Below are 23,635 nucleotides of genomic sequence, written 5' to 3'. Positions count from 1 at the left end.
CATCCTGACATCATCCGCTCTGCGAGGGAGAGAGCCATGGTTCAGGAAAGAGAGTATCGCCCGCTGTCGGGCTGGCTGCCGCTGGTCGTCACCGTCGCGCTGGTGATCGCCGGTCCCTGGTATTTTTTCTATGCCTTGCACGCCGGCGCCTCCGGCTGGCACATCGCGAGCAGCATCGTGATCCTGGCGGTCGGCTTCGTCATGGGCTTCGGCTTCATGGCGATCGCGCCCAACGATTCCCGGGTCCTGCTGCTCTTCGGCGAGTACAAGGGGTCGGTGCGCGAGTCCGGTTTCTTCTGGGTCAATCCCTTCTTCAGCAAGAAAAAGCTGTCGCTGCGCGTACGCAACTTCGAAACCGGCGCTCTTTCGACCCCGGAGAAAAAAGACTCCGTCGGGCAAGTCGTGCAGCAGCGCAGCCGCACCCACGGTCGGCCTTCCAAGGTCAACGACCGCGACGGTAACCCTATCGACATTTCCGCCGTGGTGGTCTGGCGCGTGGTCAACACGGTTGAGGCGCTGTTCGAAGTCGACGACTACGAGGATTTCGTCGCCGTGCAGAGCGAGGCCGCGCTGCGCATCATGGCCAGCCGCTATCCCTACGACAGCGAAGATCACGAGGTGTCGCTACGCGGCGACACCAACAGGATCTCGGCGCAGCTGCGCGAAGACATCCAGGAGCGGCTCGACAAGGCGGGCGTCGAGGTCATAGAGGCGCGCATCAGCCACTTGGCGTACGCCTCCGAGATTGCCGCGGCCATGCTGCAACGGCAGCAGGCGCAGGCCGTCGTTGCGGCGCGCACCAAGATCGTCGAGGGGGCGGTCGGCATGGTGCAGATGGCGCTCGACCATCTCGCGCGGGACCAGATCGTCGAGCTCGACGACGAGCGGCGCGCGGCGATGGTCTCGAACCTGCTCGTGGTGCTGTGCAGCGACACGCACACGCAGCCGGTCGTGAACACCGGGACGCTTTACAACTAGCTTGGCCAAGCGCGACGCGTTCCTGCTGCGCCTCGACCCGGAGATCCTCGCCGCCCTCCGGCGCTGGGCGGACGACGATCTCCGCAGCCTGAACGCCCAGATCGACTACCTGCTCCGGCAGCAGCTGCGCGCGGCGGGCCGGATGCCGGCGGCCGGGGCGCGGGGCGAAGATCAATCCGGCGACGACTGAGGCGCCGGGCGGGGCTTCACATGATGCGCTGCAACGGTCATGCTGTCCGGCAGGATGACGATGGATCGAGTCGACAGCAGCCCCAGCCGCCTGGTCGCGGCACGCCGGGTCGTGATCAAGATCGGCTCGGCATTGCTCGTGGACCGCGCCACCAACAGCCTCGACCGTCCCTGGTTCGAGGGCCTGGTCGAGGACATCGCGCGCCTCCGCCGCCGCGGCCAGGAAGTGCTGCTGGTTTCTTCCGGGGCCATCGCCCTGGGGCGGCGCCACCTGGGTCTCCGGGCCGGCCCCCTGCGACTGGAGGAAAGCCAGGCGGCCGCCGCGGCCGGCCAGGTGCGCCTGGCACACGCCTGGCAGGAAGCGCTGGGGCGCCACGACATCCCCGTGGCCCAGGTCCTGCTGACGCTGGGGGACACCGAGCAGCGCCGCCGCTACCTCAATGCGCGCGGCACCCTCGAGACGCTGCTCGGACTCGGCGCGGTGCCCGTCATCAACGAGAACGACACCGTGGCCACCGAGGAGATCCGCTACGGCGACAACGATCGCCTGGCGGCGCGGGTCGCCCAGATGACCAGCGCCGACTGCCTGGTGCTGCTGTCGGACATCGCCGGCCTCTACACGGCCGACCCGGCCCGCGATCCGGACGCCTGGCTGGTACCCGAGATCCACGCCGTCACCCCCGAGATCGAGGCCATGGCGGGCGAATCGGCCACGGACGTCGGCTCGGGCGGGATGATCACCAAGCTCATGGCCGCACGGATTTCCCTGGCCGCCGGCTGCAACATGGTGATTGCCTCCGGCCGGGTCCGGCACCCCTTGCAGGCGCTCGAGGAAGGTGCGCCCTGTACCTGGTTCGTCGCCGCCGCCTCGCCGGCCCGGGTGCGGAAACAGTGGATTGCGGGCGCGCTCAAGCCGAGTGGCGAGCTGGTGGTGGACGCGGGCGCCGCGGCGGCGCTGGCGCACGGCAAGAGCCTGCTGCCGGCCGGCGTGGTGAGCGTCAGCGGGCGCTTCGAGCGCGGCGACCTGGTGCTGGTGAAAGACCAGTCGGGCCGGGTGCTGGCCCGGGGGCTGTCGGCTTACGATTCGGCCGAGGCCGGCCGGATCATCGGGCTGCGGAGCAGCATGATCGAGCAGGTGCTGGGCTACCGGGGACGGGAGGAACTGGTGCACCGGAACGACCTGGCAATGGTGAATGAGCATGGTTGACTTGCTGGGACTCGAGGGCTCGGGCGCGGTGGCCGAGCTGATGGCCGGCCTCGGCCGGCAGGCGCGGGCGGCGGCGGCGGGCCTGGCCCGCAGCACGGGCGCGCAACGGAACGATGCCCTGGAGGCGGCCGCCACGCTGCTGCGCCGGCGGGCGCCGGCGATTCTCGCAGCCAATGCCGAGGATGTGGCGGCGGCCCGCGAGCGCGACTTGTCGGCGGCCCTGGTGGATCGCCTGCGCCTCGATCCCGAGCGTGTCGAAGCGATGGCGGCCGGGCTCGAGGCGATCGCCGCGCTGCCCGACCCGCTGGGGCGCGTGCTGGCCGAGTGGACCCGGCCGAACGGGCTCGTGATTCGCCGGGTCAGCGTGCCGCTCGGCGTGATCGGCATCATCTACGAGAGCCGCCCCAACGTGACCGCGGATGCCGGCGCCCTGTGCCTCAAGTCGGGCAATGCGGTGATCCTGCGCGGCGGCTCGGAGAGCTTCGCCTCCAGTACCCAGATCCATGCCTGTCTCGAGGAGGCGGTGCGCTCCGCCGGGCTGCCGGAGGCCGCCATCCAGATGGTGCCGACCCGCGAGCGGGCGGCCGTGGGCGAGCTGCTCGGCGGCCTTGGCGGCTGCGTGGACGTGGTCGTGCCGCGCGGCGGGCGCGGGCTCATCGAGCGGGTGCAGCGGGACGCGCGCGTGCCGGTCATCGGGCACCTCGAGGGGGTCTGCCACGTCTACGTCGACAGGGCCGCCGACCTGGAGATGGCGCGGCGGGTGGTCCTCAACTCCAAGCTGCGGCGCCCCGGCATCTGCGGCGCCGCCGAGACGCTGCTGGTGGAGAGCGCCTGCGCCGGCACGCACCTGGCGCCGCTGCTCGCGGCCCTGCTGGACGCCGGCTGCGAAGTCCGCGGCGACGCGACGGCCCAGGCCGCCGATGCGCGGGTGCGCCCGGCCGAGCCGGCGGACTGGCCGCGCGAGTACCTCGACGCCATCATCGCGGTGCGAGTGGTGGACGGCCTGGACGAGGCCATGGCCCATATCGCCCGCTACGGCTCCGGGCACACGGAGGCGATCGTGACCGCCGATCCGGCCCGGGCCGCGCGCTTCCTCGACCAGGTCGACAGCGCCATCGTGCTGCACAATGCCTCGACCCAGTTCGCGGACGGCGGCGAGTTCGGGATGGGCGCCGAGATCGGCATCTCGACCGGACGAATCCATGCCCGCGGCCCGGTGGGGGCGGAACAGCTGACCAGTTACAAGTACCAGGTCCGCGGCGCCGGGCAGGTCCGGCCGTAGGCAAGCCCCCCCCGCCCTGTGGTAGGGTGCGCGTTCAACCCCACCGACCCCCCCGGAGAACACATGTTGTCCAGGTTGCCCGCAGCCGCAGCGGCGGCGTTGTTTTTAGTTACCGGAGCGTCGCTGCAGGCGCAGGAGGAAGTCCCCGTGATCAAGGACGGCAGCACCGTCAGCATTGAGTACACCCTGAAGCTGGACGACGGCTCCACGGCCGACACCAACGTCGGCGCCGAGCCGCTGACCTACGTCCAGGGCGAGCAGCAGATCCTGCCCGCGCTGGAGGCCCAGCTCGCCGGCATGACGGTGGACGAGACGCGGCAGGTCACGCTGACCGCCGAGGAAGGCTACGGCCCGGTCCGCGAGGAAGGCTACCAGGAAGTCCCGCTGGCCATGATCCCGGAAGACGCCCGCAACGTCGGCGCCCGGCTGGTCGGGCAGAACCAGCAGGGCCAGCCGATCCACGCCCAGGTCAAGGAACTGAAGGACGAGACCGTCGTGCTCGACCTCAATCACCCCCTGGCCGGCGAGCAGCTGCATTTCGACGTCAAAGTACTCGAGATCAAGTAAGCTCGGCGGAGAAAACTACGGGCGCCACCCTGCCGGGCGGCGCCCATGTTTTTTGGCGCTGCAGGGTGCGCCAGCCGGGCGCCGGCACCGTACAATGGCGGCCAGAGGCGCGACGCAGCAGGGGAGAGTGAGAGATGACACGCTGGAAGCAGCTTGCCGAGGCAATCCGGGAACTCCAGGACGAGGGCCAGATCGATGTCTTCATCGGTGACCACTCGGTCAGCTTCGAGGTCAACGTCGACGACCAGGGCGTCTATCTCACCGTCTGCCCGCACTGTGTCGGCGAGGCGGTCAACCTCGCGCTCGGCGGCGAGGAGCAGAGCGCCCCGCCGGACTGCGAACTCCACTGAGGCGCGCGCAGGCCCTCAGATCCTGAACGGCAGCGCCTCCCGGATGCTGGCCGGGTCGGCATCAGCCAGGTTCTTCGGGATCTCCTTGGCCACGCAGTGGCGCGTCGCGGGCGACAGCTCCTGGCGCAGGTAGCCGAGGAAGCGCGGGTCGGCGACCACCACCAGCCGGTCGAAGGCCTTGGCCATCCGCCCGGCGTCGAGCCGCTCGGCGACTTCCTTGGCGAAACGAATGCTTTCCTGCTCCGTCGGGCTGACCGTCTGGCCCATGCTGTGGCGGCCGGAGCCCATGCTGTCGAAGGCGCGCCCCGGCTTGTCGGTCGTCAGCTCCTGGTCCTGCAGGCGCCCCTTCGGATGCACCAGGTCCTCGAGTTCTTCGAGCGGCGCGTTGTGCTTGTGGTGGGAGAAGATCCGGCAATGGGTGCTGGAGGCCACCACGACCCAGGCATCGCTCATGTTGCGTTCTCCTTGCCGCATGGTCACCCTGCGATCGGAAAGGGCGGGCGACCGGGACCCTCGTAACCTCAGCCTAGTTGCCGGCCGGAGCGATTGCCAGCGCCCGGGCGTACATGCGGTCCCCGGGGCCCGACTACAACATCTTGTATTCTCCAGGCATCATGTCCAGAATGCCTTGTGTTTGAGAGCTTGGCCGGAACAACAACTTACGATCGCTAATTAAGGCCCATTGTCTGGATCCTGCATGAGCGAAGAACCAACGCCAGAGCCGGTGTCCCGGATCGCCGCCGATCTGGGCGGCGCTCTCCGCAAGGGCCGCGCCACGCCTTCGCGCATCGGCCTCAACCCCGCCATCACCAAGGTCGCCGTCGACCTGCTCAACCTGGAGCCGGAGACGGCCGAGCAGATCCTCAGCGAGTCCCTCGAGACCATCCGGGAGGCCATTGGCGCCGACTCGGTGTGCTTCGCCCTCCTGGCCCTCGACGGCTCGGCGGTGGAAGAGGTCAGCCACGCCTCCACCGTGCTGGCCGGCTGCTGTCCCGAGCGCCTCAAGGGCGTGCGGATCGACGAGCTCGACTGGCTGCGCGGGAAGCTGGGCCACATGCGCCTGGTGGAGATCCGTGACGCCGGCCGGCTCCCGGCGCAGCTGGAGGCAGAATCCCACCTGATGCGGGAGATGGCGGCGGGTGCGGCGCTGTTCGCTGGGCTCGACATCGGCGGCAAGCTCGGGGGTGTGCTCGGCGTGCTGTCGGCGCGGCCGGTCAACGACTGGCACGTCGACGTCTACCTGCTGCTGAAGCTGATGGGCGCGAGCCTGTCGGCCGCGCTGACGCGCCTGAAACTCAACCGCGAGCTCGACGACATCGAGGAGCGCGAGGAACTGACCCGCTACGCGGCCAACGACGGCGTGTGGGATTTCGACGTCGAGAGCAACACCATCCGCTTTTCGCCGCGGTGGAAGGTGATGATGGGCTACGGCGAGGACGAGCCGGACGAGGACATGCCGGACTGGCGCCAGCTCGTCCATCCGGAGGACATGGTGCGGGTGCAGGGCAAGATCCGCGACCATCTCGAGGGCAAGACCGAGCTGTTCGAAAGCGTCCATCGCATGCGGCACCGCTCGGGCGACTGGCGCTGGGTGATGAGCCGGGCGAAGGCGATGATCGACGAGGAGGGCCGCATGTTGCGCCTGGTCGGCGTCGAGCTCGACATCACCGACCAGAAGCTCTACGAGGAGGCCCTGTTCCGCGAGAAGCAGAACGCCCAGATCACGCTGCAGTCGATCGGTGACGGGGTCATCACCACCGATTCGGACTGCCGCATCGAATATCTCAATCCCATCGCCCAGGAGCTGACCGGCTGGAGCCTGGACGCCGCGGCCGGCCGCGCCGTGGACGAGATCTTCCGCAGTTTCCACGAGGAAACCTGCGAGCCGATGGAAAACCCGCTGTCGGTCGCGATCCGGCGCGACCGGCTGTACAAGACCATGCGCCCGACGCTGCTGATCCGGCGCGACGGCAACGAGCTGTACGTCGAGAGTTCCGCGGCCCCGATCCGCAACGATGTGGGCCAGGTGATCGGCGGCGTGCTGGTGTTCCATGACGTCAGCGAGGCGCGGGAGCTGAACCGGCGGCTGTCCTATCACGCCAGCCACGACATGCTCACCGGCCTGGTGAACCGCCGCGAGTTCGAGGCCCGGCTGGAGCGGGCGCTGAAGATGGGCCGCGCGCGCGAGGCCCAGTACGCCCTGTGCTACATGGATCTCGACCAGTTCAAGATCATCAACGACTCCTGCGGCCACATGGCCGGCGACGCCCTGCTCGGCCAGCTGGGCGCGCTGCTGAAGTCCAAGATCCGCTGGCGCGACACCCTGGCGCGCCTCGGCGGCGACGAGTTCGGCGTGCTGCTCGAGAACTGCACGCTGGAGGAGGCGATCAACACGGCCGAGGCGCTGCTGAAGGCGGTGCAGGAGTTCCGCTTCATCTGGGAGGACCGGACCTTCCGCCTCGGCGCCAGCATCGGCGTGGTCCCGATCGTGCCGGAAACCGCCAGCGTCGCGGAGCTGCTGACCGCGGCCGACAGCGCCTGCGCGGCGGCCAAGGAATCCGGCCGGAACCGCGTGCAGACCTGGCAGGAGAACGATATCGACCTGATGCGCCGGCGGCGCGAGATGCAGTGGGCCGCGCGCATCAACAATGCGCTCGAGGAGTCCCGCTTCGAGCTGTTCCGCCAGCCCATCATGCCGCTGCAGGGGGAGCCCCGGGGCGCCCACTACGAGCTGCTGCTGCGCATGCGCGACGAGCAGGGCCAGATCATCGCGCCCGACGTCTTCATCAACGCCGCCGAGCGCTACGGCCTGACGCCGAACATCGACCGCTGGGTGATCACCAACGCGCTGCGCTGGCTGGTCTCCGAGGCGGACGAGCGCGAGCGCCTCGCCATGTGCTCCATCAACCTGTCGGGCCAGAGCCTGTGCGACGACAAGTTCCTGCCCTTCGTCATCGAGCAGTTCGAGCACAGCGGCCTGGATGCCTCCAAGATCTGCTTCGAGATCACCGAGACGGCGGCTATTGCCAGCTACTCGCAGGCCAACCGGGTCATCAACTCGCTCAAGGAGCTCGGCTGCAAGTTCGCGCTGGACGACTTCGGCACCGGCCTGTCGTCCTTCGGCTACCTGAAGCACTTCCCGGTGGATTTCCTCAAGATCGACGGCAGCTTCGTCAAGGAAATCCTGCACGACCCCATCGACCGGGAAATGGTCCGCTCGATCAACGAGATCGGGCATTTGACCGGCAAGCAGACCATCGCCGAGTTCGTCGAGACCAAGGAACTCATCACCATGCTGCGCGGCATGGGCGTGGACTACGCCCAGGGCTACGGCGTGGGCGAGCCGCGCCGGATCATGGACCCGGAGTTCGCCGCGCGCGGCGCGCGCTAGCCGCCACGCCTGCTAAGCTTCCGGCTTTGCCTGTCGGAGCTTGCTCATGACCTTGCTGATTCTCGGCCTGCTGCTGTTCTTCAGCATTCACCTGGTCCGGGTGGTCGCGCCCGATTTCCGCCAGTCGATGATGGACCGCATGGGCGTGTGGGGCTGGAAGGCGGCGTACTCGGTGCCCGCGATCGTCGGCTTCGTGCTGCTGATCATCGGCTACGACCAGGTGCGCTGGACCAGCGCCGTGCTATGGCAGTCGCCGCCCTGGACTCGCATGGCGGCGACGCTGGTGATGGCGCCCGCGCTGGTGCTGTTCATCGCCGCCTACCTGCCGGGCAAGATCCGCGACGGCCTGCGCCACCCCATGCTGATCGCGGTGGTGCTCTGGGCCGCCGTTCACCTGCTGGCCAACGGGCGGGTCGCCGACGTTATCCTGTTCGGCAGCTTCCTCGTGTGGTCGCTGGTCGTGCTGGCGGCTGCCTGGCGCCGGCCCTGGCAGCCGAAGGCCGGCCGGAACGGGCCGGTCTTCGACCTGGTGGCGGTACTGGTCGGCGTCGCCGCCTGGATGGCGCTGATCCGCGGCGGTCACGCCCTGCTGTTCGGCATGCCGGTCGGCTAGCGACCGGCATGCCGGACCGGCGGGACGGGCGCGGTCAGGCGGCCTGCTGTCCCGCCTGGCGCGGCCGGCCGGGGAAGTCGTCAACGGCGATGGCCTCGGCGGTGAGGGCCATGGCCTCGCGCATTTCCTCGGCCTCGAGTTCGTTGATGAGGCCTTCGGCGAGGCCCTTCGCGAGCACCCGCTCCAGGTTCGCGGCAGTGACGCTGGTGCCGAGCTTGCGCTCGATCGGCTCCGCGGCGATGACCTTCTGCAGCGCGAGTTCCATGAGGCCGAGCGGGTCGTCCGCGTTCAGTTCGTAGAACATGCCGGCGGTGAGCCGGTCGCGCGTCTCCGAGGGGCTGAGCAGCAGTTTCGCCACCTCGTGCCCGAGCCGGTCCGAGGCCGGCCGGAACCGGCGGCCGAGCGGCAGCACGAAGGGCCGCAGGAAGCCGCCCACGCCCTTCACCGGGAAGTTGCGCAGGATGCCGTCCAGGCGTTCCTCGATGATGGCCAGCGAATCGTCCAGCGCCCAGCGCACGATCGGCAGGTCAGCGGCGGGCCGGCCGTCGTCCTCGAAGCGCTTCAGCACGGCCGAGGCCATGTAGAGGTGGCTGAGGATGTCGGCGAAGCGGCCGGAGAGTTTCTCGCGCCGCTTCAGGTCGCCGCCCAAAGTCAGCATGGCGACGTCCGCCAGCAGGGCGAAGGAGGCGCTCATGCGGGTCAGCTTGCGGGCATAGGGCGCGGTCGGCCCGAGGTCGGGCGCCTTGACGAAGCGCGCGCCGGTGACGGCCAGCACAAAGGAGCGCACCAGGTTGCTGATGGTGAACCCGGCGTGGGCGAAGAAGGCCTCGTCGAAGGCCTTCAGCCCGGCGGTCTCGTCGGTGTCGGCGGCGGCCAGCATTTCCTTCAGCACGTAGGGATGGCAGCGGATGGCGCCCTGGCCGAAGATGATCATGCTGCGCGTCAGGATGTTCGCGCCTTCCACCGTGATCGCGACGGGCACGGTCTGGTAGGTCTGGGCGAGGTAGTTCTTCGGCCCCAGGCAGACCGCGCGGCCGGCGTGGACGTCCATGGCGTCGTTGATCGCCTGGCGCATGCCCTCGGTGTTGTTGTACTTCAGGATCGCGGAGAGCACCGACGGCTTGCCGCCGAGCGCCAGCGCCGTGGCGGTCAGGACGCGCGCCGCATCCATCCGGTAGGTGACGCCGGCGATGCGGGCCAGCGGCTCCTCGATGCCCTCGAAGCGGCCGATCGGGATCTTGAACTGGCGCCGCACCCGCGCGTAGGCGCCGGTCATCCGCGCCGCGGTCTTGCCGCCGGCCGTGCCGAGCGCCGGCAGGGAGATGGCGCGGCCCACCGACAGGCAGTCCATGAGCATCTTCCAGCCGTTGCCGACCTGGGGCTGGCCCCCGATCACCCACTCCATCGGCACGAACACGTCGGTGCCGCTGTTGGGCCCGTTCTGGAAGGCGCCGGCCGGGTTGTGGCGGCGGCCGATCTCCACTCCGGGGGTGTCGGTCGGGATCAGGGCGCAGGTGATGCCCAGCTCCTTCTTGCCGCCCAGCAGCCCGTCGGGGTCACGCGCCTTGAAGGCGAGGCCGAGAATGGTGGCGATCGGGCCCAGCGTGATGTAGCGCTTGGCCCAGTTGACGCGGAAGCCGAGCACTTCCTTGCCCTTGTACTCGCCCTTGCAGACCACGCCCTCGTCGGGCATCGAGCCGGCGTCGGAGCCGGCCCAGGGGCCGGTCAGGGCGAAGGCGGGGATCTCGCGGCCGTCGGCCAGCCGCGGCAGGAAGTGCTGCTTCTGCTCCGGCGTGCCGTAGTGCATCAGCAGCTCACCGGGGCCGAGGGAGTTCGGCACCATGACGGTCACCGCGGCGGCCACACTGCGGCTGGCGATCTTCATCACCACCTCGGACTGGCCGCGCGCCGAGAAATCGAGCCCGCCGTATTCCTTCGGGATGATCATGGCGAAGAAGCGGTGCTTGCCGAGGAAGTCCCAGACCTCCGGCGGCAGGTCGTCCAGCTCGTGGTTGATCTTCCAGTCGTCGAGCATGCGGCAGAGGTCCTCGACCGGGCCGTCAAGGAAGGCCTGCTCCTCGTCGGTCAGCTCGGCCCGCGGCGTGCGCAGCAGGGCGTTCCAGTTCGGGCGGCCGGTGAACAGCTCCGCGTCCCACCACACCGTGCCGGCGTCGATGGCGTCCTTCTCGGTCTGGGACATCGGCGGCAGGACGGACTTGAACCACTTCAGCAGCGGCCGGCTCAGCAGGGTCCGGCGCAGCGGCTTGAGATTCAGGAGTCCGGCCGCCACCGCGAACACGATCCAGGGGGCGGGGGACAGGCCGCCGCCGGCCAGCTGGATCACGAGCAGCAGCGCCGCCAGGGCCCCGGTCCAGACCGTCAGGCTGCTGCGCAGGTAGGCGAGCGTGCCGGCGACGACCAGGGTAAGTAACAGGATAGTCAGAGCAGTCATGGTGTCCTCCGCCATGTCGGGAGCCGGGCGCAGCTGGCTTTGCACCGCATCTGCCGCGCCGCATCATTCGCTTATAACCCACTCAAACGGGGCCCTGCAAGCAAACAGGTCTTCGATTCAAACAGCCGTTGGGATTCGGTTTTTGCGCTGCAAAATCAACGCCGAGGGGCAGCGCGGCGGCGGCGGCCGGCCATAGTCCGCGGTGCCCCGGGCCGGTCAGGTGCGAGGCCCCGGGCAATCCCGGGTTGTGCGCCGCAACAGGGATTCGGGGGCCGGTTTCAGGCCTCGAGCCGGAAGCGCATCGAGAGATCCACCGCGCGCAGGTTCTTGGTCAGCTCGCCCACCGAGATGTAGTCCACGCCGGTCTCGGCGATAGCGCGGACCGTGGCCAGCGAAACGTTCCCGGAGGCCTCCAGGCGGATGGCCCCCGGGGCGCGGTGCGTGCGGACCACGGCTTCGCGCAGCGCGGCCAGGTCGAAGTTGTCCAGCATGATGATGTCCGGCTCGCCGGCGAGGGCGAGGTCGAGTTCCACCAGTGACTCCACCTCGATCTCCAGCGTGAGCCCGGGATGCCGCGCGCGGGCCGCCCGCAGCGCCTGGTCCAGGCCGCCCGCAGCGATGATGTGGTTCTCCTTGATTAGCAGCGCGTCGAAGAGGCCGTGCCGGTGGTTGGCGGCGCCGCCGCAGGCGACGGCGTATTTCTGCGCCGAGCGCAGCCCCGGCACCGTCTTGCGCGTGTCCAGCACGCGGCAGCCGGTGCCGGCGACGGCGTCGGCGTAGCGCCGGGCAAGGGTCGCGGTGCCCGACAGCGACTGGAGGAAGTTCAGCGCCGTGCGCTCGCCGCTGAGCAGCGGCCGCGCCGGCCCCGCGAGCCGGCAGAGCTCGGCCCCGGCCGCGACCGGGTCGCCGTCCGCGGCCTGCCAGGCGATCGAAACCGCTGGGTCCAGCATGGCGAAAACCCGCTCGAACCAGGCCGTCCCGCACAGCACGGCGTCCTCCCGGGTGATGACCGTGGCTTCGGCCCGGCAGCCCGGGGGTACGAGGTCGGCGGTGACGTCGCCGGGGCCCACGTCTTCCGCGAGGGCGCGGGCGACGACGTCGTCCAGGTCGGCGGGGAGCTGGGGCGGGCGCATGCTTGTTCCTTCGCAGCGGGCGGCGGAAGTATAGCCCGGCAGGCCGCGTTCCGGCCCCGGCGCGCCCTGCCCGGCGGAGGGGCTCTGTTATACTTCGGGTTATACGTATGGGGCTGCAAGCCCCTTCATTCATCCAGCGCGATACAGTTTCGAGGAGTACGCAATGGCGCACACCCTGCCTGACTTGCCCTATGCCATGGATGCGCTCGAGCCGCATATTTCGAAAGAGACACTCGAGTACCACTACGGCAAGCACCACAAGACCTACGTCGACAAGCTCAACCCCCTGATCGAAGGGACCGAGTGGGCCGACAAGTCGCTGGAAGACATCGTCCGCGGCAGCACGGGCGGCGTGTTCAACAACGCGGCCCAGGTCTGGAACCACACTTTCTACTGGCATTGCCTGGCGCCGAACGGCGGTGGCGAGCCGACCGGCAAGCTGGCCGAGGCCATCAACGCCGCCTTTGGTTCCTTCGCGGCGTTCAAGGAGCAGTTCTCGGACAAGTCCGTGACCCTGTTCGGCTCCGGCTGGGCGTGGCTGGTGAAGCAGCCCGACGGCAAGCTCGCCATCGTGCAGACCAGCAACGCCGAAACGCCGATCACCGGCGACAGCAAGCCGCTGCTCACCTGCGACGTCTGGGAGCATGCCTACTACATCGATTACCGGAACGCGCGCCCCAAGTACCTGGAAGCCTTCTGGCAACTGGTGAACTGGGATTTCGTCGCGTCGAACCTGGAATGAGCCGGAACATCAAGCAGGAGAACAGTGTCGATGGAAGCCATCAACGAGCGGATCAAGCAGACGCTGGAGTCGAGTCCGGTGCTGCTGTTCATGAAGGGGACGCCGGACTTTCCGCAGTGCGGCTTCTCGGCGCAGACAGTGGCTGCGCTGCGGGCCTGCGGCGCCGACTTCGCCTCTTTCAACATCTTCGAGGATCCTGAGATCCGGGAAGGGCTGAAGGCCTATTCCAACTGGCCCACCTACCCGCAGCTCTACGTCAACGGCGAGCTGATCGGCGGCTGCGACATCGTGGTCGAGATGTATCACTCGGGCGAGCTGAAGAAGCTGCTGGACGAGTCGGCTGCCAAGGCCTGACTCGCCCGGTTGCAGGCCTCAACCCTGCCGCGACTCGTAGATGTCGCGGAACTGGTTGACGATGGTGCAGAACACGTCGGCGGTAATGCGCGCGTCGTAGCCGGCGGAGTGCGCCGAGCTGCTGTCCCATTCCAGCCCGGCGGCCTCGACGATGCGCGACAGCACGGTCTGGCCATACGCCACGGCGCCCAGCGTCGCCGTATCGAGGCTGGAGAAGGGATGGAAGGGGTTGCGCTTGATGCCGCAGCGCTCCACCGCGGCGTTGAGGAAATTAAGGTCGAAGAAGGAGTTGTGACCCACCAGGATGGCCCGGGTGCAGCCGTGCCGCCGGACGGCCGTGCGGACCTCGCGGAAAATCCGCTGCAGGGCGTCGCGCTCGGGCAGGGCCGGCCGCAGCGGATGCCAGGGATCGATGCCGTTGACCTCCAGCGAGGCAGGGTCGCAATTGGCGCCCGGGAAGGGCTGGACGTGGTAGCGCCAGTCCTCGCCGCGCGCGAAGCTTCCGTCCTCGGTCGGCTCGATCAGCACCGCGGCGATCTCCAGCAGGGCATCGGTGCGGGCATTGAAGCCGCCGGTCTCGACATCGACCACGACCGGCAGGAAAGCACGGAAGCGGCCGGCCATCAGCCCGGCCGGCGGGCTCCCGGGTTCTTCCGGGACGTCGCTCACGCGCTCACCAGCGACCAGCTGACGGTCTCGCCGGCGCGGAACGGCACCAGGGTGTCGGCGCCGACGCGGTACTCCGCGGGCGGCTGCCAGGGACGCCGCTCGAGCACGATCCGGTCCTCGTTCAGCGGCAGCCCGTAGAAGCGCGGCCCGAACTCGCTGGCGAAGGCTTCCAGCCGGTCCAGGGCGCCGGCCTGCTCGAACAGCTCGGCGTAGATCTCGATGCCTACCGGCGCGGAATAGATGCCGGCGCAGCCGCAGGACGACTCCTTGCTGCCGCGGGTATGCGGCGCGCTGTCGGTGCCGAGGAAGAAGCGCGCGCTGCCGCTGACGGCGGCATCCAGCACGGCCTGGCGATGGCGCTCGGCCTTGAGCACCGGCAGGCAGTAGTGATGGGGGCGCAGGCCGCCGGCGAACAGCGCGTTGCGATTCAGCATCATGTGCTGGGGCGTGATGGTGGCCGCCACGCCGTCGCGCGCCCCGCGCACGAAGTCCACGCCGTCCGCGGTCGTGACGTGCTCGAGAATGACCTTGAGCCGCGGGAAGCGCTCCACCACCGGTGCGAGGATGTTCTCGATGAACACGCGCTCGCGGTGGAACACGTCCACCTCGGCGTGCGTGACCTCGCCGTGGACCTGCAGCACCATTCCCGCTTCTTCCATGGCGGCCAGCGCGGCCTCGCAGCGCCAGATGTCGGTGACGCCGGAATCCGAGTTGGTGGTCGCCCCGGCCGGATAGAGCTTCACGCCCGCGATCGCGCCGCTGTCCCGGGCCCGGCGGATCTCCTCGGGCGGAGTGTTGTCCGTGAGATACAGCGTCATCAGCGGCTGGAAGTCGCTGCCCGCCGGCAGCGCCGCCAGGATGCGGTCGCGATAGGCGAGGGCGGCCGCGGTCGTCGTCACCGGGGGCGAGAGGTTGGGCATCACGATGGCGCGGGCGAAGCGGGCCGCGGTGTAGGGCAGGACGGCGCGCAGCAATTCCCCGTCGCGCAGGTGCAGGTGCCAGTCGTCGGGACGACGCAGGGTCAGTCTCATGCTTCGCTCTCCGGGGCGCCCAGGTCGTGGTCGAGCAGCATCGCCAGCGTCAGGCGCACGCCGAAGCCGGTCTGGGCGGTCGGCACGTGGGCGAGGCCGCCCTTGTGGTGGCCGGCGGCGAGATCGACGTGCAGCCAGGGCAGCTCGTCCGGCACGAAGCGCTGCAGGAAGCGCGCGGCGAGGATGTGATCGCCGTCGTTGTCCAGCGAGCACTGCTGCACGTCGGCGACCCGGCTTTCGAGCGCCTCGTCATAGTCCTCGTCCATGGGGAAGGACCAGACCCGCTCGCCGGAGTCGCGCCCGGCCGCGACCGCGCGCTCGAGCAGCGCCGGGCGGTTGCCGAACACCCCGCTGTAGCGATGCGTCAGCGCCGCCACGCAGGCGCCGGTCAGGGTGGCGTAGTCGATGACCAGCGCCGGCTGTTCGCGCGCCGCCAGCGCCAGGGTATCGGCCAGCACCATGCGGCCCTCGGCGTCGGTGTGGATCACCTCGATGGTGGTGCCGTTGAGGGCGGTCACCACGTCGCGCGAATTGTAGGCCGCCGGGCCGATGCGGTTCTCGGTGATCGCCAGCCAGCAGTCCACCGGCTGGTCGAAGCCGACTCGCGTCAGCGCGAGCAGGGTGCCGAGCGCGACCGAGCTGCCCTGCATGTCTTCCTGCATGTCGAGCATGGCGCGGAACGGCTTCAGGTTGGTGCCGCCGGTGTCGAAGCAGATGCCCTTGCCGACCAGCGCCAGCGCTGCAGCCGGGTCGGCGCCGCGCGGCCGGTAGCGCAGCCGGGCGATGCCGGCGTCGCGATGCGGGTTGGCCTGGGCCACGGCGAGGAAAGCGCCGGCCCCGAGCTCCGCCAGTTCGCGTTCGCCGAGGAAGCTCATCTCCCAGCCTTCGCGGCCGGCCAGTTCTTCGAGCAGGCTGCGATAGCCGGCCGCATCCAGCCGGTTGGGCGGCAGCGCGGCCAGCCAGCGGGCGAGATGATTGCCCTCGGCCTCGGCACGCAGCCGCTTCAGGTCCAGGTCCGGCGCCTCGTCGAGCAGCGTGATGGTGGACAGCCGCGAGTGGCCCGGCTCCGCCTTGCGGCGAAACTTCGGCATTTCGCCTTCGGCCGCCAGCAGCGCGGCGATGCCGGCCTCGAGCCAGCCCGGCGCCGCCGCGGCCGGGGCGCCCGCCGTCATCACGCCGACCTTGGCCGGGCGGTGCGAGCGGATCTCCGCCGCCGCCTTGCGCGCGACCGACAGCCGCGCGAACGCCGCGGCCGCGGGGTCCAGCGTGGCGACCGTGACCGGGCACGGCGAATCGAGATGAAGAGTGAAGACGGCGCCCGCCTTGGTCAGCTTGCGGCGCCGTGCTGCGGCGGCCAGGGCATCGCCGCCGGGCACCGCCTGCCACGCGCCGCGGGCGGCGCCGGCCGGCAGCAGCACGAGGAGGTGGTCGAGCTGCGGCAGCGCTTTCGGGTCACGACGTCGCACGAGGCGGGGCAGGGTGCCTTCCGGCAGCAGACTGGTCATTCCTTATCCTTGACCTGGAGGGGCGCTAGAACCGAAGATAACCGGCGCAAAACAACGACGGTCGCGACGTGTCTGGTCCCTGTTTTTGCGGGGCGTCATCGTAGCAGCAAGGCCGCGAATATTCACCCGAGCGACCCCTGGAGGCCCCGGTCGCTCCCGCCCCGAGGGGAGCCCGCGAACATGTCCCACGACCCCAAGTTCCAGGACCGGGACCCGGATGAAACCCGGGAATGGCTGGATTCCATCGACTCGGTGCTGCGGGTGCACGGCGGCGAGCGCGCCCACTGGCTGGTCGAGCGCCTGATCGACCACGTGCGCCGCGCCGGCCATTACCTGCCCTTCGGTCCGAACACCGCTTACCTGAACACCATCTCGGCCGCCCGCGAGCCCTCCTACCCGGGTGACCGCGAGATCGAGAAGCGCCTCGAGGCCTGGCTGCGCTGGAACGCCATGGCCATGGTGGTGCACGCCAACCGCCAGAGCTCCGAGTACGGCGGTCACATCGCCAGCTACGCCTCCTCCCTGACGCTCTACGAGGTGGGCTTCAACCACTTCTGGCGCGGCGCCACGGAAGAGAACCGCGGCGACATGATCTTCATCCAGGGCCACTCGGCGCCCGGAATCTACGCGCGCTCCTTCCTCGAGGGCCGCCTCGGCGAGGACGACCTGCTGAAGTTCCGCCAGGAAGTGAGCGGCGGCCTCTCGTCCTACCCCCATCCCTGGCTGATGCCCGACTACTGGCAGTTCCCGACGGTGTCCATGGGCCTCGGGCCGATGAAGGCGATCTTCCAGGCCAAGTTCACCAAGTACCTCGAGCACCGCGGCCTGGTCGAGCCCTCGGACCGCAAGGTCTGGGCCTTCCTCGGCGATGGCGAGATGGACGAGCCCGAGTCGATGGGCGCCATCGGCCTGCCGGTGCGCGAGGGCCTCGACAACCTGGTCTTCGTCATCAACTGCAACCTGCAGCGCCTCGACGGGCCGGTGCGCGGCAACGGCAAGATCATCCAGGAGCTCGAGGCGACCTTCCAGGGCGCCGGCTGGAAGGTGATCAAGGTGATCTGGGGCCACGGCTGGGACGCGCTGCTGGCGCGCGACGACAAGGGCCTGCTGCGCCAGCGCATGGAAGAGTGCGTGGACGGGGACTACCAGAACTTCAAGTCCAAGGACGGCGCCTACGTGCGCGAGCACTTCTTCGGCAAGTATCCCGAACTGAAGGCCATGGTGGCCAACATGTCGGATGCCGAGATCTGGGGCCTGAACCGCGGCGGCCACAGCCGCGGCAAGGTCTACGCGGCCTACAAGGAGGCGATGGAGACCGAGGGCCGCCCGGTGGTGATCCTCGCCAAGACGGTGAAGGGCTACGGCATGGGCGCCGCCGGCGAGGGCCGGATGATCGCCCACCAGCAGAAGAAGCTCGACCTCGAAGACCTGAAGGCTTTCCGCGACCGCTTCGACATCCCGATCTCCAACTCCGAGATCGACGAGGTCCCGTTCCGCCGGCCGGCCGACGACAGCCGCGAGATCGAGTACCTGAAGGCGCGGCGCGAAGCGCTGGGCGGCTACCTGCCGCGGCGCATCGCCAAGGCGCCGCCGCTCGATATCCCGGCCTGCGAGGAAGTCTTCAAGGCCCAGCTCGAGGGCAGCGGCGACCGCGAGATCTCGACCACCATGGCGATGGTGCGGATGCTGACCGCGCTGTGCCGCGACAAGTCGGTCGGCAAGCATGTCGTACCGATCGTGCCGGACGAGGCGCGCACCTTCGGCATGGAAGGCATGTTCCGCCAGTTCGGCATCTGGTCCCGCGAGGGCCAGCTCTACACGCCGCAGGACGCCGAGACGCTGAGTTACTACAAGGAAGACAAGAGCGGCCAGATCCTGCAGCTCGGCATCAACGAGGCCGGGTCGCTGTGCGCCTGGACCGCCGCCGGCACCGCCTACGCCAACCACGGCGTCAACATGGTGCCCTTCTACCTTTTCTACTCCATGTTCGGCTTCCAGCGCGTCGGCGACTTCATCTGGGCGGCCGGCGACGCGCAGGCCCGGGGTTTTTTGATCGGCGGCACCGCCGGGCGCACGACGCTGGCCGGCGAGGGCCTGCAGCACCAGGACGGCCACAGCCACATCCTGTCCTCGACCGTGCCCAACTGCCGCTCCTACGACCCGGCCTACGGCTACGAGCTGGCGGTGATCGTCCACGACGGTCTCAAGCGCATGTTCCAGCGCGGCGAGCGGGTGTTCTACTACGTCACCTGCATGAACGAGAACTACGTCCACCCGGCGCTGCCCGAGGGCGTGGAGGACGGCATCCTCAAGGGGATGTACGAGCTCCGTAACGCGGGTGAATCCAGGCAGCCGCGGGTCCAGCTGATGGGCTCCGGGACCATCCTGCGCGAGGTGCTGGCGGCGGCCGACCTGCTGCGCGAGGAGCACGGCGTGGAGGCCGACGTCTGGAGCGTCACCAGCTTCAACGAGCTGCGCCGCGAGGCGCTGTCGGTGACCCGCCGCAACCGCCTGCACCCGGCGCAGAAGCCGGAGCAGTCGTACGTCGAGCAGTGCCTGGCCGGACGTGAAGGGCCGTTCATCGCCGCGACCGACTACATGACCGCCGTGCCCGACCAGGTGCGCGAGTGGGTGCCCGGCCGCTTCGTCACGCTGGGCACCGACGGCTACGGCCGCAGCGACGCGCGCGCCCCGCTGCGCAACCATTTCGAGGTAGACCGCCGCTACATCACCGCGGCCGCGCTCGCGGCCTTGGCGGCCGACGGCGTGATCGAGGCGAAGGCGGCGGAGCAGGCGATCCGGGCCTACGACATCGACCCCGACAAGCCCGACCCGGTGGAGCTCTGAGCATGGCCGGCGGGAAGGAGATCCGCGTCCCCGACATCGGCGACTTCACCGACGTCGAGATTATCGAGGTGCACGTCGAGCAGGGCGCCACGGTCGCCGCCGAGGACCCGCTGATCACGCTGGAGACCGACAAGGCTTCGATGGACGTGCCGGCGCCCTCCGGCGGCACGGTTGCCGAAGTCAAGGTCGGCAAGGGCGATCGCGTGTCCGAAGGCGACGTCATCGTGGTGCTGGAGGGCGGCGAGCACGAGGGTGGCGAGAAAGAAAAGCCCCCCGAGGGCGAGCAAGCCGGCAAGAAACAAGAACCCGAGAAGAGCGAGCAGGCCGAGAAGGACGCTAAGGCCGAGCGGAAGGAGACGCGCGGCCGGACGGGCTACGCGCCGCCGGACCTGGCCCCGCAGCCCGGCGCCGAAGTCCATGCCGGTCCCTCGGTGCGCAAGTTCGCGCGCGAGATGGGTGTGAACCTGGCGCAGGTGAAGGGCAGCGGCGTCAAGGGCCGCATCACCCATGACGACGTCAAGGCCTGGGTGAAGCAGGCGCTGCAGGGCGGCGGCGCGGGCGCGGGACTGCCCTCGGTGCCCGAGGTGGATTTCTCCAAGTTCGGCCCGACCGAGCTCAAGGAACTGTCGCGCGTGCAGCGCATCTCCGGGCCCCGGCTGCACGCCTCCTGGGTCAACCTGCCGCACGTCACCCAGTTCGACGAGGCCGACATCACCGAGACCGAGCGCGCTCGCAAGGACCTCAAGGCCGACGCCGAGAAGGAAGGCGCCAAGCTTACGCCGCTGGCGTTCATCCTGCGAGCCTGCGTCAAGGCGCTCAGAGAGTTCCCGCAGTTCAACGCCTCGCTGCATCCGGACGGCAAGCAGCTGGTGGTGAAGCACTACTACAACATCGGCTTCGCGGTGGACACGCCGGGCGGGCTGGTGGTGCCGGTGATCAAGGAGCTGGAGAAGAAGAGCCTGTTCCAGGTGGCGCGCGAGCTCGGCGAGCTGTCGGAGAAGGCGCGCGAGGGCAAGCTCGCCGCGGCCGACATGCAGGGCGGAAACTTCACCGTCTCCAGCCTGGGCAGCATCGGCGGCACCTTCTTCACGCCCATCATCAACGCGCCCGAGGTGGCGATCCTCGGCGTGTCGCGCCACCAGATGCAGCCCGTATGGCAGGACGGCGAGTTCGTGCCGCGGCTGATGCTGCCGCTGTCGCTGTCCTACGACCACCGCGTCATCGACGGCGCCGCCGCAGTGCGCTTCACGCGTTACCTGGCCGAGCTGCTGGCCGACACCGACCGGCTGCTGGCCTAGGGGCGCACCATGAGCAGCAACAAGGAAATCCGCGTCCCCGACATCGGCGACTTCACCGACGTCGAGATCATCGAGGTGCTGGTCGGCGAGGGCGACAGCGTCGCGGTGGACGAAGGCCTGGTCACGCTCGAGACCGACAAGGCCTCGATGGACGTACCGGCCACGCATGCCGGCAAGATCGTCGAGCTGAAGGTGGGCAAGGGCGACCGCGTGTCGGAGGGCGACCTCATCGCGGTCGTGGCCGTCGAGGAAGAGAAGTCGGACGAGGCCCAAGAGTCCGAGCCGGAGTCCGAGGAGGCGCCGCCGGAGCCTGGGCGCGAGGCGCCGGAGGTGGGGGGGGTGGCCGCCGCGGTCGGGCGCCCGGAGGGCGAGGAAAAGGACGAGGAACAGGAAGAGTCCGAAGGCGACTACGATACCGATCTATTGGTACTCGGCGCCGGTCCGGGCGGCTACACGGCGGCGTTCCGCGCCGCCGACCTCGGCCGCGACGTGACGCTCATCGAGCGCTGGGACACGCTCGGCGGCGTGTGCCTGAACGTCGGCTGCATTCCCTCGAAAGCATTGCTGCATGCCGCCGAGGTGATCGAGGAAGCCGCGCACATGTCCGAGCACGGCATCGTCTTCGGCACGCCGAAGATCGAGCTCGACAAGCTGCGCAGCTGGAAGGAGGGCGTGGTCGGGCGCCTGACCAAGGGCCTCGACACCATCGCGAAGCAGCGCGAGGTCAAGGTATTGCACGGCACGGCGAAGTTCACCGGGCCGCATACTCTGCAACTCGACGGCGCCGACGGCGAGCAGGAACTCAGCTTCCGCCAGTGCATTATCGCCGCCGGCTCCGAGTCCATGGCGCTGCCCGACATGCCCGACGACCCGCGGGTGATGGATTCCACCGGCGCGCTGGCGCTGGACGAGCTGCCGAAGAGTTTGCTGGTCATCGGCGGCGGCATCATCGGCCTCGAGATGGCCTGCGTGTACGACGCGCTCGGCGTGAAGGTGAGCGTGGTCGAGCTGACCGACACCCTGATGCCCGGCGCCGACCGCGACCTGGTGCGGCCCTTGGAGAAGCGCATCAAGGCGCGCTACGCGGCGATCATGACCGGGACCAAGGTCGCCGGGATCAAGGCGCTCAAGGGCGGCATCAAGGTGAGCTTCGAGGGCAAGAACGCGCCGGACAAGCCGCAGACCTACGACCGCGTGCTGGTCGCCGTGGGGCGCAAGCCCAACGGCGAGGCGATCGACGCCGCGGCTGCGGGCGTCAAGGTCGAGCGCGGCTTCATCCCCGTGGACCGCCAGCAGCGCACGAACGTCAAGCACATCTTCGCCATCGGCGACATCGTCGGCCAGCCCATGCTGGCCCACAAGGCGACGCACGAAGGCAAGGTCGCGGCCGAGGTCGCCAGCGGCGAGAAGAGCGCCTTCGACGCGCGCGTGATCCCATCGGTCGCCTACACCGATCCCGAGGTCGCCTGGGTCGGCCTCACCGAGACGAAGGCCAAGGCCGACGGTGTCGAGTACGAGAAGGGCGTGTTCCCCTGGGCCGCCTCGGGCCGCTCACTCGCCATCGGCCGGGACGAGGGCGTCACCAAGCTGCTGTTCGAGCCGAAGAGCGGGCGGCTCATCGGGGCCGGCATCGTGGGCACCAACGCCGGCGACCTGATCTCCGAGGCCGCGCTGGCCATCGAGATGGGCTGCGACGGCGCCGATATCGGCCTCACCATCCATCCGCATCCGACCCTGTCCGAGACCGTCGCCATGGCGGCCGAGGCGTTCGAGGGGACACTGACGGACCTGTACCTGCCGAAGAAACGCGGGAAGTAAACCCGGTTGACAGGCCTCGTGGAGGAATGGGCCAAGATTGCCGCGGGTGGAAGTTCATGGCTTTGCAGAGCTCGAGCCGGTACCGCCTATCGAGCTCGCCGATTTTGTGCGGCGTTTGGTACGCCCACAGCGAGTCAGCCATCATCGGAGGTGAGTCGTGATCTGGCCTTTCTACACCGCGCTGCTCGCGCTACTGTTCGTTGCTCTTAGCGTTCGCACGCTGCGGTTGCGCAGGCGGTACAAGCTGGCCCTCGGTGATGGCGGTAACCCGCTCATGCTCCGCGCCATACGTACCCATGCCAATTTTGCCGAGTACGCGCCGCTGGGCCTTCTGCTTCTGGCTGGGGCTGAAATCTCGGGCTCGCCGGCCCTGCTGACTCACGCCATTGGCCTCATGCTGCTTGCCGGTCGCGTCCTGCACGCATTCGGTGTATCGCGTGAAGCGGAGGTGTTTGCCTTCCGGGTCAGTGGCATGGCATTAACGTTCACGGCGTATTTGGTGGCGGCTGCCTATATCCTGTTCCGGTCAGCCGCAGGTGGCGCCTGACAATCCCTTCGAGCCGACGCCGCTTCTCGGCGCGGCTTGGCTCTGGTGTTAGACCCCGGCAGAGGTAGCCCCTTGACCCTGTTCGAGTACCTGGCCATAGCTTTCGGGCTCCTCTACTCTCTGGCCGCGCTTCGCATTCTCGGGGGCCTGCGGGCGGCGATCGATCCGTCGCGCAGGTACTGGGTGCACCTCGTCATGAGCCTGCTCATGCTCGCGACCGTGGCCGCGAGTTTTTGGGCGTTCTGGTCATACCGGGAGGTCGTCGAATGGACCTTTCCACGTTTCGTTCTGGCGCTCTCGCTTCCGGGCCTGATCTACTTCATGGCGGTCGCTCTGATTCCAGAGAATCCGGAGCAGGTCAAGTCCTGGAGGGAACACTATTTTCACGCCCGAGTGGCGCTCTTTTCGGGGTTTTCCGTCTGGGGATTGAGTGCGGGACTGAATGCGTCGCTGAACCTCGACATGGCGCTGAATCACCCAGCCCGGCTGGTTCACGTGAGCGCAGTACTGATCGGCGCCCTGGGTGCGGTTTCCTCGAACGAACGCGTACACCAGGGGATCGTCCTGTTCGGTGTTTTCACCGTGGCCCTATGGGGTCTGACGATCGGTTTGGGAGCGGGAGCGCTCGCATCCTGAGCAGACCAGATGTGGAGGCATCGATT

21 protein-coding genes are annotated in these 23,635 nt (G+C 68.8%); 15 read left to right on the top strand and 6 right to left on the bottom strand.

Features of this window, described 5'->3' with window-relative positions:
* The first annotated feature begins 36 nt into the window (after positions 1–36).
* The 6 genes from G6N75_RS02265 to G6N75_RS02240 all read left to right on the top strand — a co-directional run bounded on the left by G6N75_RS02265 (position 37) and on the right by G6N75_RS02240 (position 4,573).
* Positions 37–978 carry an SPFH domain-containing protein gene (locus G6N75_RS02265; protein ID WP_165346448.1) on the top strand — a complete coding sequence of 314 codons (942 nt, stop codon included), beginning with the start codon at positions 37–39 and terminating at the stop codon, positions 976–978.
* Position 979: 1 nt separating this feature from the next.
* Positions 980–1,168, top strand: coding sequence for a hypothetical protein (locus G6N75_RS02260; RefSeq protein ID WP_165346447.1), 189 nt, complete (start codon positions 980–982; stop codon positions 1,166–1,168).
* Positions 1,169–1,228: 60 nt separating this feature from the next.
* On the top strand, positions 1,229–2,374 hold the full coding sequence (gene proB / locus G6N75_RS02255; protein ID WP_206202866.1) for a glutamate 5-kinase: 1,146 nt from the start codon (positions 1,229–1,231) through the stop codon (positions 2,372–2,374).
* On the top strand, positions 2,367–3,656 hold the full coding sequence (locus tag G6N75_RS02250) for a glutamate-5-semialdehyde dehydrogenase (protein WP_240900883.1): 1,290 nt from the start codon (positions 2,367–2,369) through the stop codon (positions 3,654–3,656). Before proB ends, G6N75_RS02250 begins: the two co-directional genes overlap by 8 nt.
* 63 nt (positions 3,657–3,719) lie before the next feature.
* Positions 3,720–4,223, top strand: coding sequence for an FKBP-type peptidyl-prolyl cis-trans isomerase (locus G6N75_RS02245; protein ID WP_165346444.1), 504 nt, complete (start codon positions 3,720–3,722; stop codon positions 4,221–4,223).
* Between the two features lie 134 nt (positions 4,224–4,357).
* Positions 4,358–4,573: a hypothetical protein gene (locus G6N75_RS02240; protein ID WP_165346443.1), complete on the top strand. Its 216-nt coding sequence runs from the start codon at positions 4,358–4,360 to the stop codon at positions 4,571–4,573.
* A gap of 15 nt (positions 4,574–4,588) precedes the next feature.
* Here G6N75_RS02240 and G6N75_RS02235 read toward each other — a convergent pair whose 3' ends face one another.
* On the bottom strand, positions 4,589–5,026 hold the full coding sequence (locus G6N75_RS02235) for a host attachment protein (protein ID WP_165346442.1): 438 nt from the start codon (positions 5,024–5,026) through the stop codon (positions 4,589–4,591).
* Between the two features lie 244 nt (positions 5,027–5,270).
* Here G6N75_RS02235 and G6N75_RS02230 point away from each other — a divergent pair, with 244 nt between their 5' ends.
* Both G6N75_RS02230 and G6N75_RS02225 read left to right on the top strand, forming a co-directional pair.
* On the top strand, positions 5,271–7,964 hold the full coding sequence (locus G6N75_RS02230) for an EAL domain-containing protein (protein ID WP_165346441.1): 2,694 nt from the start codon (positions 5,271–5,273) through the stop codon (positions 7,962–7,964).
* A 46-nt stretch (positions 7,965–8,010) separates the two neighbouring features.
* Positions 8,011–8,577 (top strand): NnrU family protein, encoded by a 567-nt coding sequence (locus G6N75_RS02225; RefSeq protein WP_165346440.1) that lies wholly within the window; start codon positions 8,011–8,013, stop codon positions 8,575–8,577.
* 34 nt (positions 8,578–8,611) lie between these two features.
* On the opposite strand, the gene G6N75_RS02220 is transcribed toward G6N75_RS02225, so the two are convergent.
* Both G6N75_RS02220 and nadC read right to left on the bottom strand, forming a co-directional pair.
* Positions 8,612–11,029, bottom strand: coding sequence for an acyl-CoA dehydrogenase (locus G6N75_RS02220; protein WP_165346439.1), 2,418 nt, complete (start codon positions 11,027–11,029; stop codon positions 8,612–8,614).
* Between the two features lie 278 nt (positions 11,030–11,307).
* On the bottom strand, positions 11,308–12,162 hold the full coding sequence (gene nadC, locus G6N75_RS02215) for a carboxylating nicotinate-nucleotide diphosphorylase (RefSeq protein ID WP_165346438.1): 855 nt from the start codon (positions 12,160–12,162) through the stop codon (positions 11,308–11,310).
* 163 nt (positions 12,163–12,325) lie between these two features.
* On the opposite strand from nadC, the gene sodB reads away from it, so the two are divergent.
* Together sodB and grxD are read left to right on the top strand one after the other, a co-directional pair.
* Positions 12,326–12,904: a superoxide dismutase [Fe] gene (sodB, locus tag G6N75_RS02210; RefSeq protein WP_165346437.1), complete on the top strand. Its 579-nt coding sequence runs from the start codon at positions 12,326–12,328 to the stop codon at positions 12,902–12,904.
* Between the two features lie 30 nt (positions 12,905–12,934).
* The gene (gene grxD, locus G6N75_RS02205; RefSeq protein WP_165346436.1) at positions 12,935–13,258 is read left to right on the top strand and encodes a Grx4 family monothiol glutaredoxin; all 324 of its coding nucleotides are present in this window, start codon (positions 12,935–12,937) and stop codon (positions 13,256–13,258) included.
* An 18-nt stretch (positions 13,259–13,276) separates the two neighbouring features.
* Here the strand turns inward: grxD and rnt are convergent, their stop codons facing one another.
* From rnt to G6N75_RS02190, 3 genes are read right to left on the bottom strand one after another with little or no spacing between them, the layout of a single operon-like run.
* Positions 13,277–13,882: a ribonuclease T gene (gene rnt, locus G6N75_RS02200; RefSeq protein WP_165346477.1), complete on the bottom strand. Its 606-nt coding sequence runs from the start codon at positions 13,880–13,882 to the stop codon at positions 13,277–13,279.
* A gap of 41 nt (positions 13,883–13,923) precedes the next feature.
* On the bottom strand, positions 13,924–14,958 hold the full coding sequence (pyrC, locus tag G6N75_RS02195; RefSeq protein WP_165346435.1) for a dihydroorotase: 1,035 nt from the start codon (positions 14,956–14,958) through the stop codon (positions 13,924–13,926).
* The gene (locus tag G6N75_RS02190) at positions 14,955–16,463 is read right to left on the bottom strand and encodes a leucyl aminopeptidase family protein (protein WP_165346434.1); all 1,509 of its coding nucleotides are present in this window, start codon (positions 16,461–16,463) and stop codon (positions 14,955–14,957) included. The genes pyrC and G6N75_RS02190 overlap by 4 nt, the downstream gene beginning before the upstream one ends.
* Positions 16,464–16,643: 180 nt before the next feature.
* On the opposite strand from G6N75_RS02190, the gene aceE reads away from it, so the two are divergent.
* The 5 genes from aceE to G6N75_RS02165 all read left to right on the top strand — a co-directional run bounded on the left by aceE (position 16,644) and on the right by G6N75_RS02165 (position 23,609).
* A complete protein-coding gene (gene aceE, locus G6N75_RS02185) occupies positions 16,644–19,310 on the top strand; it encodes a pyruvate dehydrogenase (acetyl-transferring), homodimeric type (RefSeq protein ID WP_165346433.1) in 2,667 nt (888 codons plus the stop codon).
* Positions 19,311–19,312: 2 nt separating this feature from the next.
* On the top strand, positions 19,313–20,608 hold the full coding sequence (gene aceF / locus G6N75_RS02180; RefSeq protein WP_165346432.1) for a dihydrolipoyllysine-residue acetyltransferase: 1,296 nt from the start codon (positions 19,313–19,315) through the stop codon (positions 20,606–20,608).
* A 9-nt stretch (positions 20,609–20,617) separates the two neighbouring features.
* On the top strand, positions 20,618–22,426 hold the full coding sequence (gene lpdA, locus G6N75_RS02175; RefSeq protein ID WP_165346431.1) for a dihydrolipoyl dehydrogenase: 1,809 nt from the start codon (positions 20,618–20,620) through the stop codon (positions 22,424–22,426).
* A gap of 157 nt (positions 22,427–22,583) precedes the next feature.
* Positions 22,584–22,973, top strand: coding sequence for an MAPEG family protein (locus tag G6N75_RS02170; protein WP_165346430.1), 390 nt, complete (start codon positions 22,584–22,586; stop codon positions 22,971–22,973).
* Positions 22,974–23,045: 72 nt separating this feature from the next.
* On the top strand, positions 23,046–23,609 hold the full coding sequence (locus tag G6N75_RS02165; protein ID WP_165346429.1) for a hypothetical protein: 564 nt from the start codon (positions 23,046–23,048) through the stop codon (positions 23,607–23,609).
* Positions 23,610–23,635: the final 26 nt, after the last annotated feature.

It is taken from the genome of Thioalkalivibrio sp. XN8 (assembly GCF_011058255.1).
Taxonomy (GTDB): Bacteria; Pseudomonadota; Gammaproteobacteria; order Steroidobacterales; family XN24; genus XN24.
Note: the sequence above shows the minus strand (reverse complement) of the source record. Positions and strands in the feature narration are given on the sequence as shown.

Excerpts from the sequence above, each read along its gene's own strand:
- rnt (WP_165346477.1), bottom strand. The coding sequence starts at position 13,882 with ATGGCCGGCCGCTTCCGTGCTTTCCTGCCGGTCGTGGTCGATGTCGAG.
- aceE (WP_165346433.1), top strand. The coding sequence starts at position 16,644 with ATGTCCCACGACCCCAAGTTCCAGGACCGGGACCCGGATGAAACCCGG.
- proB (WP_206202866.1), top strand. The coding sequence starts at position 1,229 with ATGGATCGAGTCGACAGCAGCCCCAGCCGCCTGGTCGCGGCACGCCGG.
- G6N75_RS02225 (WP_165346440.1), top strand. The coding sequence starts at position 8,011 with ATGACCTTGCTGATTCTCGGCCTGCTGCTGTTCTTCAGCATTCACCTG.
- lpdA (WP_165346431.1), top strand. The coding sequence starts at position 20,618 with ATGAGCAGCAACAAGGAAATCCGCGTCCCCGACATCGGCGACTTCACC.
- G6N75_RS02250 (WP_240900883.1), top strand. The coding sequence starts at position 2,367 with ATGGTTGACTTGCTGGGACTCGAGGGCTCGGGCGCGGTGGCCGAGCTG.
- aceF (WP_165346432.1), top strand. The coding sequence starts at position 19,313 with ATGGCCGGCGGGAAGGAGATCCGCGTCCCCGACATCGGCGACTTCACC.
- G6N75_RS02190 (WP_165346434.1), bottom strand. The coding sequence starts at position 16,463 with ATGACCAGTCTGCTGCCGGAAGGCACCCTGCCCCGCCTCGTGCGACGT.
- pyrC (WP_165346435.1), bottom strand. The coding sequence starts at position 14,958 with ATGAGACTGACCCTGCGTCGTCCCGACGACTGGCACCTGCACCTGCGC.
- G6N75_RS02245 (WP_165346444.1), top strand. The coding sequence starts at position 3,720 with ATGTTGTCCAGGTTGCCCGCAGCCGCAGCGGCGGCGTTGTTTTTAGTT.
- G6N75_RS02265 (WP_165346448.1), top strand. The coding sequence starts at position 37 with ATGGTTCAGGAAAGAGAGTATCGCCCGCTGTCGGGCTGGCTGCCGCTG.
- G6N75_RS02235 (WP_165346442.1), bottom strand. The coding sequence starts at position 5,026 with ATGAGCGATGCCTGGGTCGTGGTGGCCTCCAGCACCCATTGCCGGATC.
- G6N75_RS02240 (WP_165346443.1), top strand. The coding sequence starts at position 4,358 with ATGACACGCTGGAAGCAGCTTGCCGAGGCAATCCGGGAACTCCAGGAC.
- G6N75_RS02220 (WP_165346439.1), bottom strand. The coding sequence starts at position 11,029 with ATGACTGCTCTGACTATCCTGTTACTTACCCTGGTCGTCGCCGGCACG.
- G6N75_RS02230 (WP_165346441.1), top strand. The coding sequence starts at position 5,271 with ATGAGCGAAGAACCAACGCCAGAGCCGGTGTCCCGGATCGCCGCCGAT.
- grxD (WP_165346436.1), top strand. The coding sequence starts at position 12,935 with ATGGAAGCCATCAACGAGCGGATCAAGCAGACGCTGGAGTCGAGTCCG.
- sodB (WP_165346437.1), top strand. The coding sequence starts at position 12,326 with ATGGCGCACACCCTGCCTGACTTGCCCTATGCCATGGATGCGCTCGAG.
- nadC (WP_165346438.1), bottom strand. The coding sequence starts at position 12,162 with ATGCGCCCGCCCCAGCTCCCCGCCGACCTGGACGACGTCGTCGCCCGC.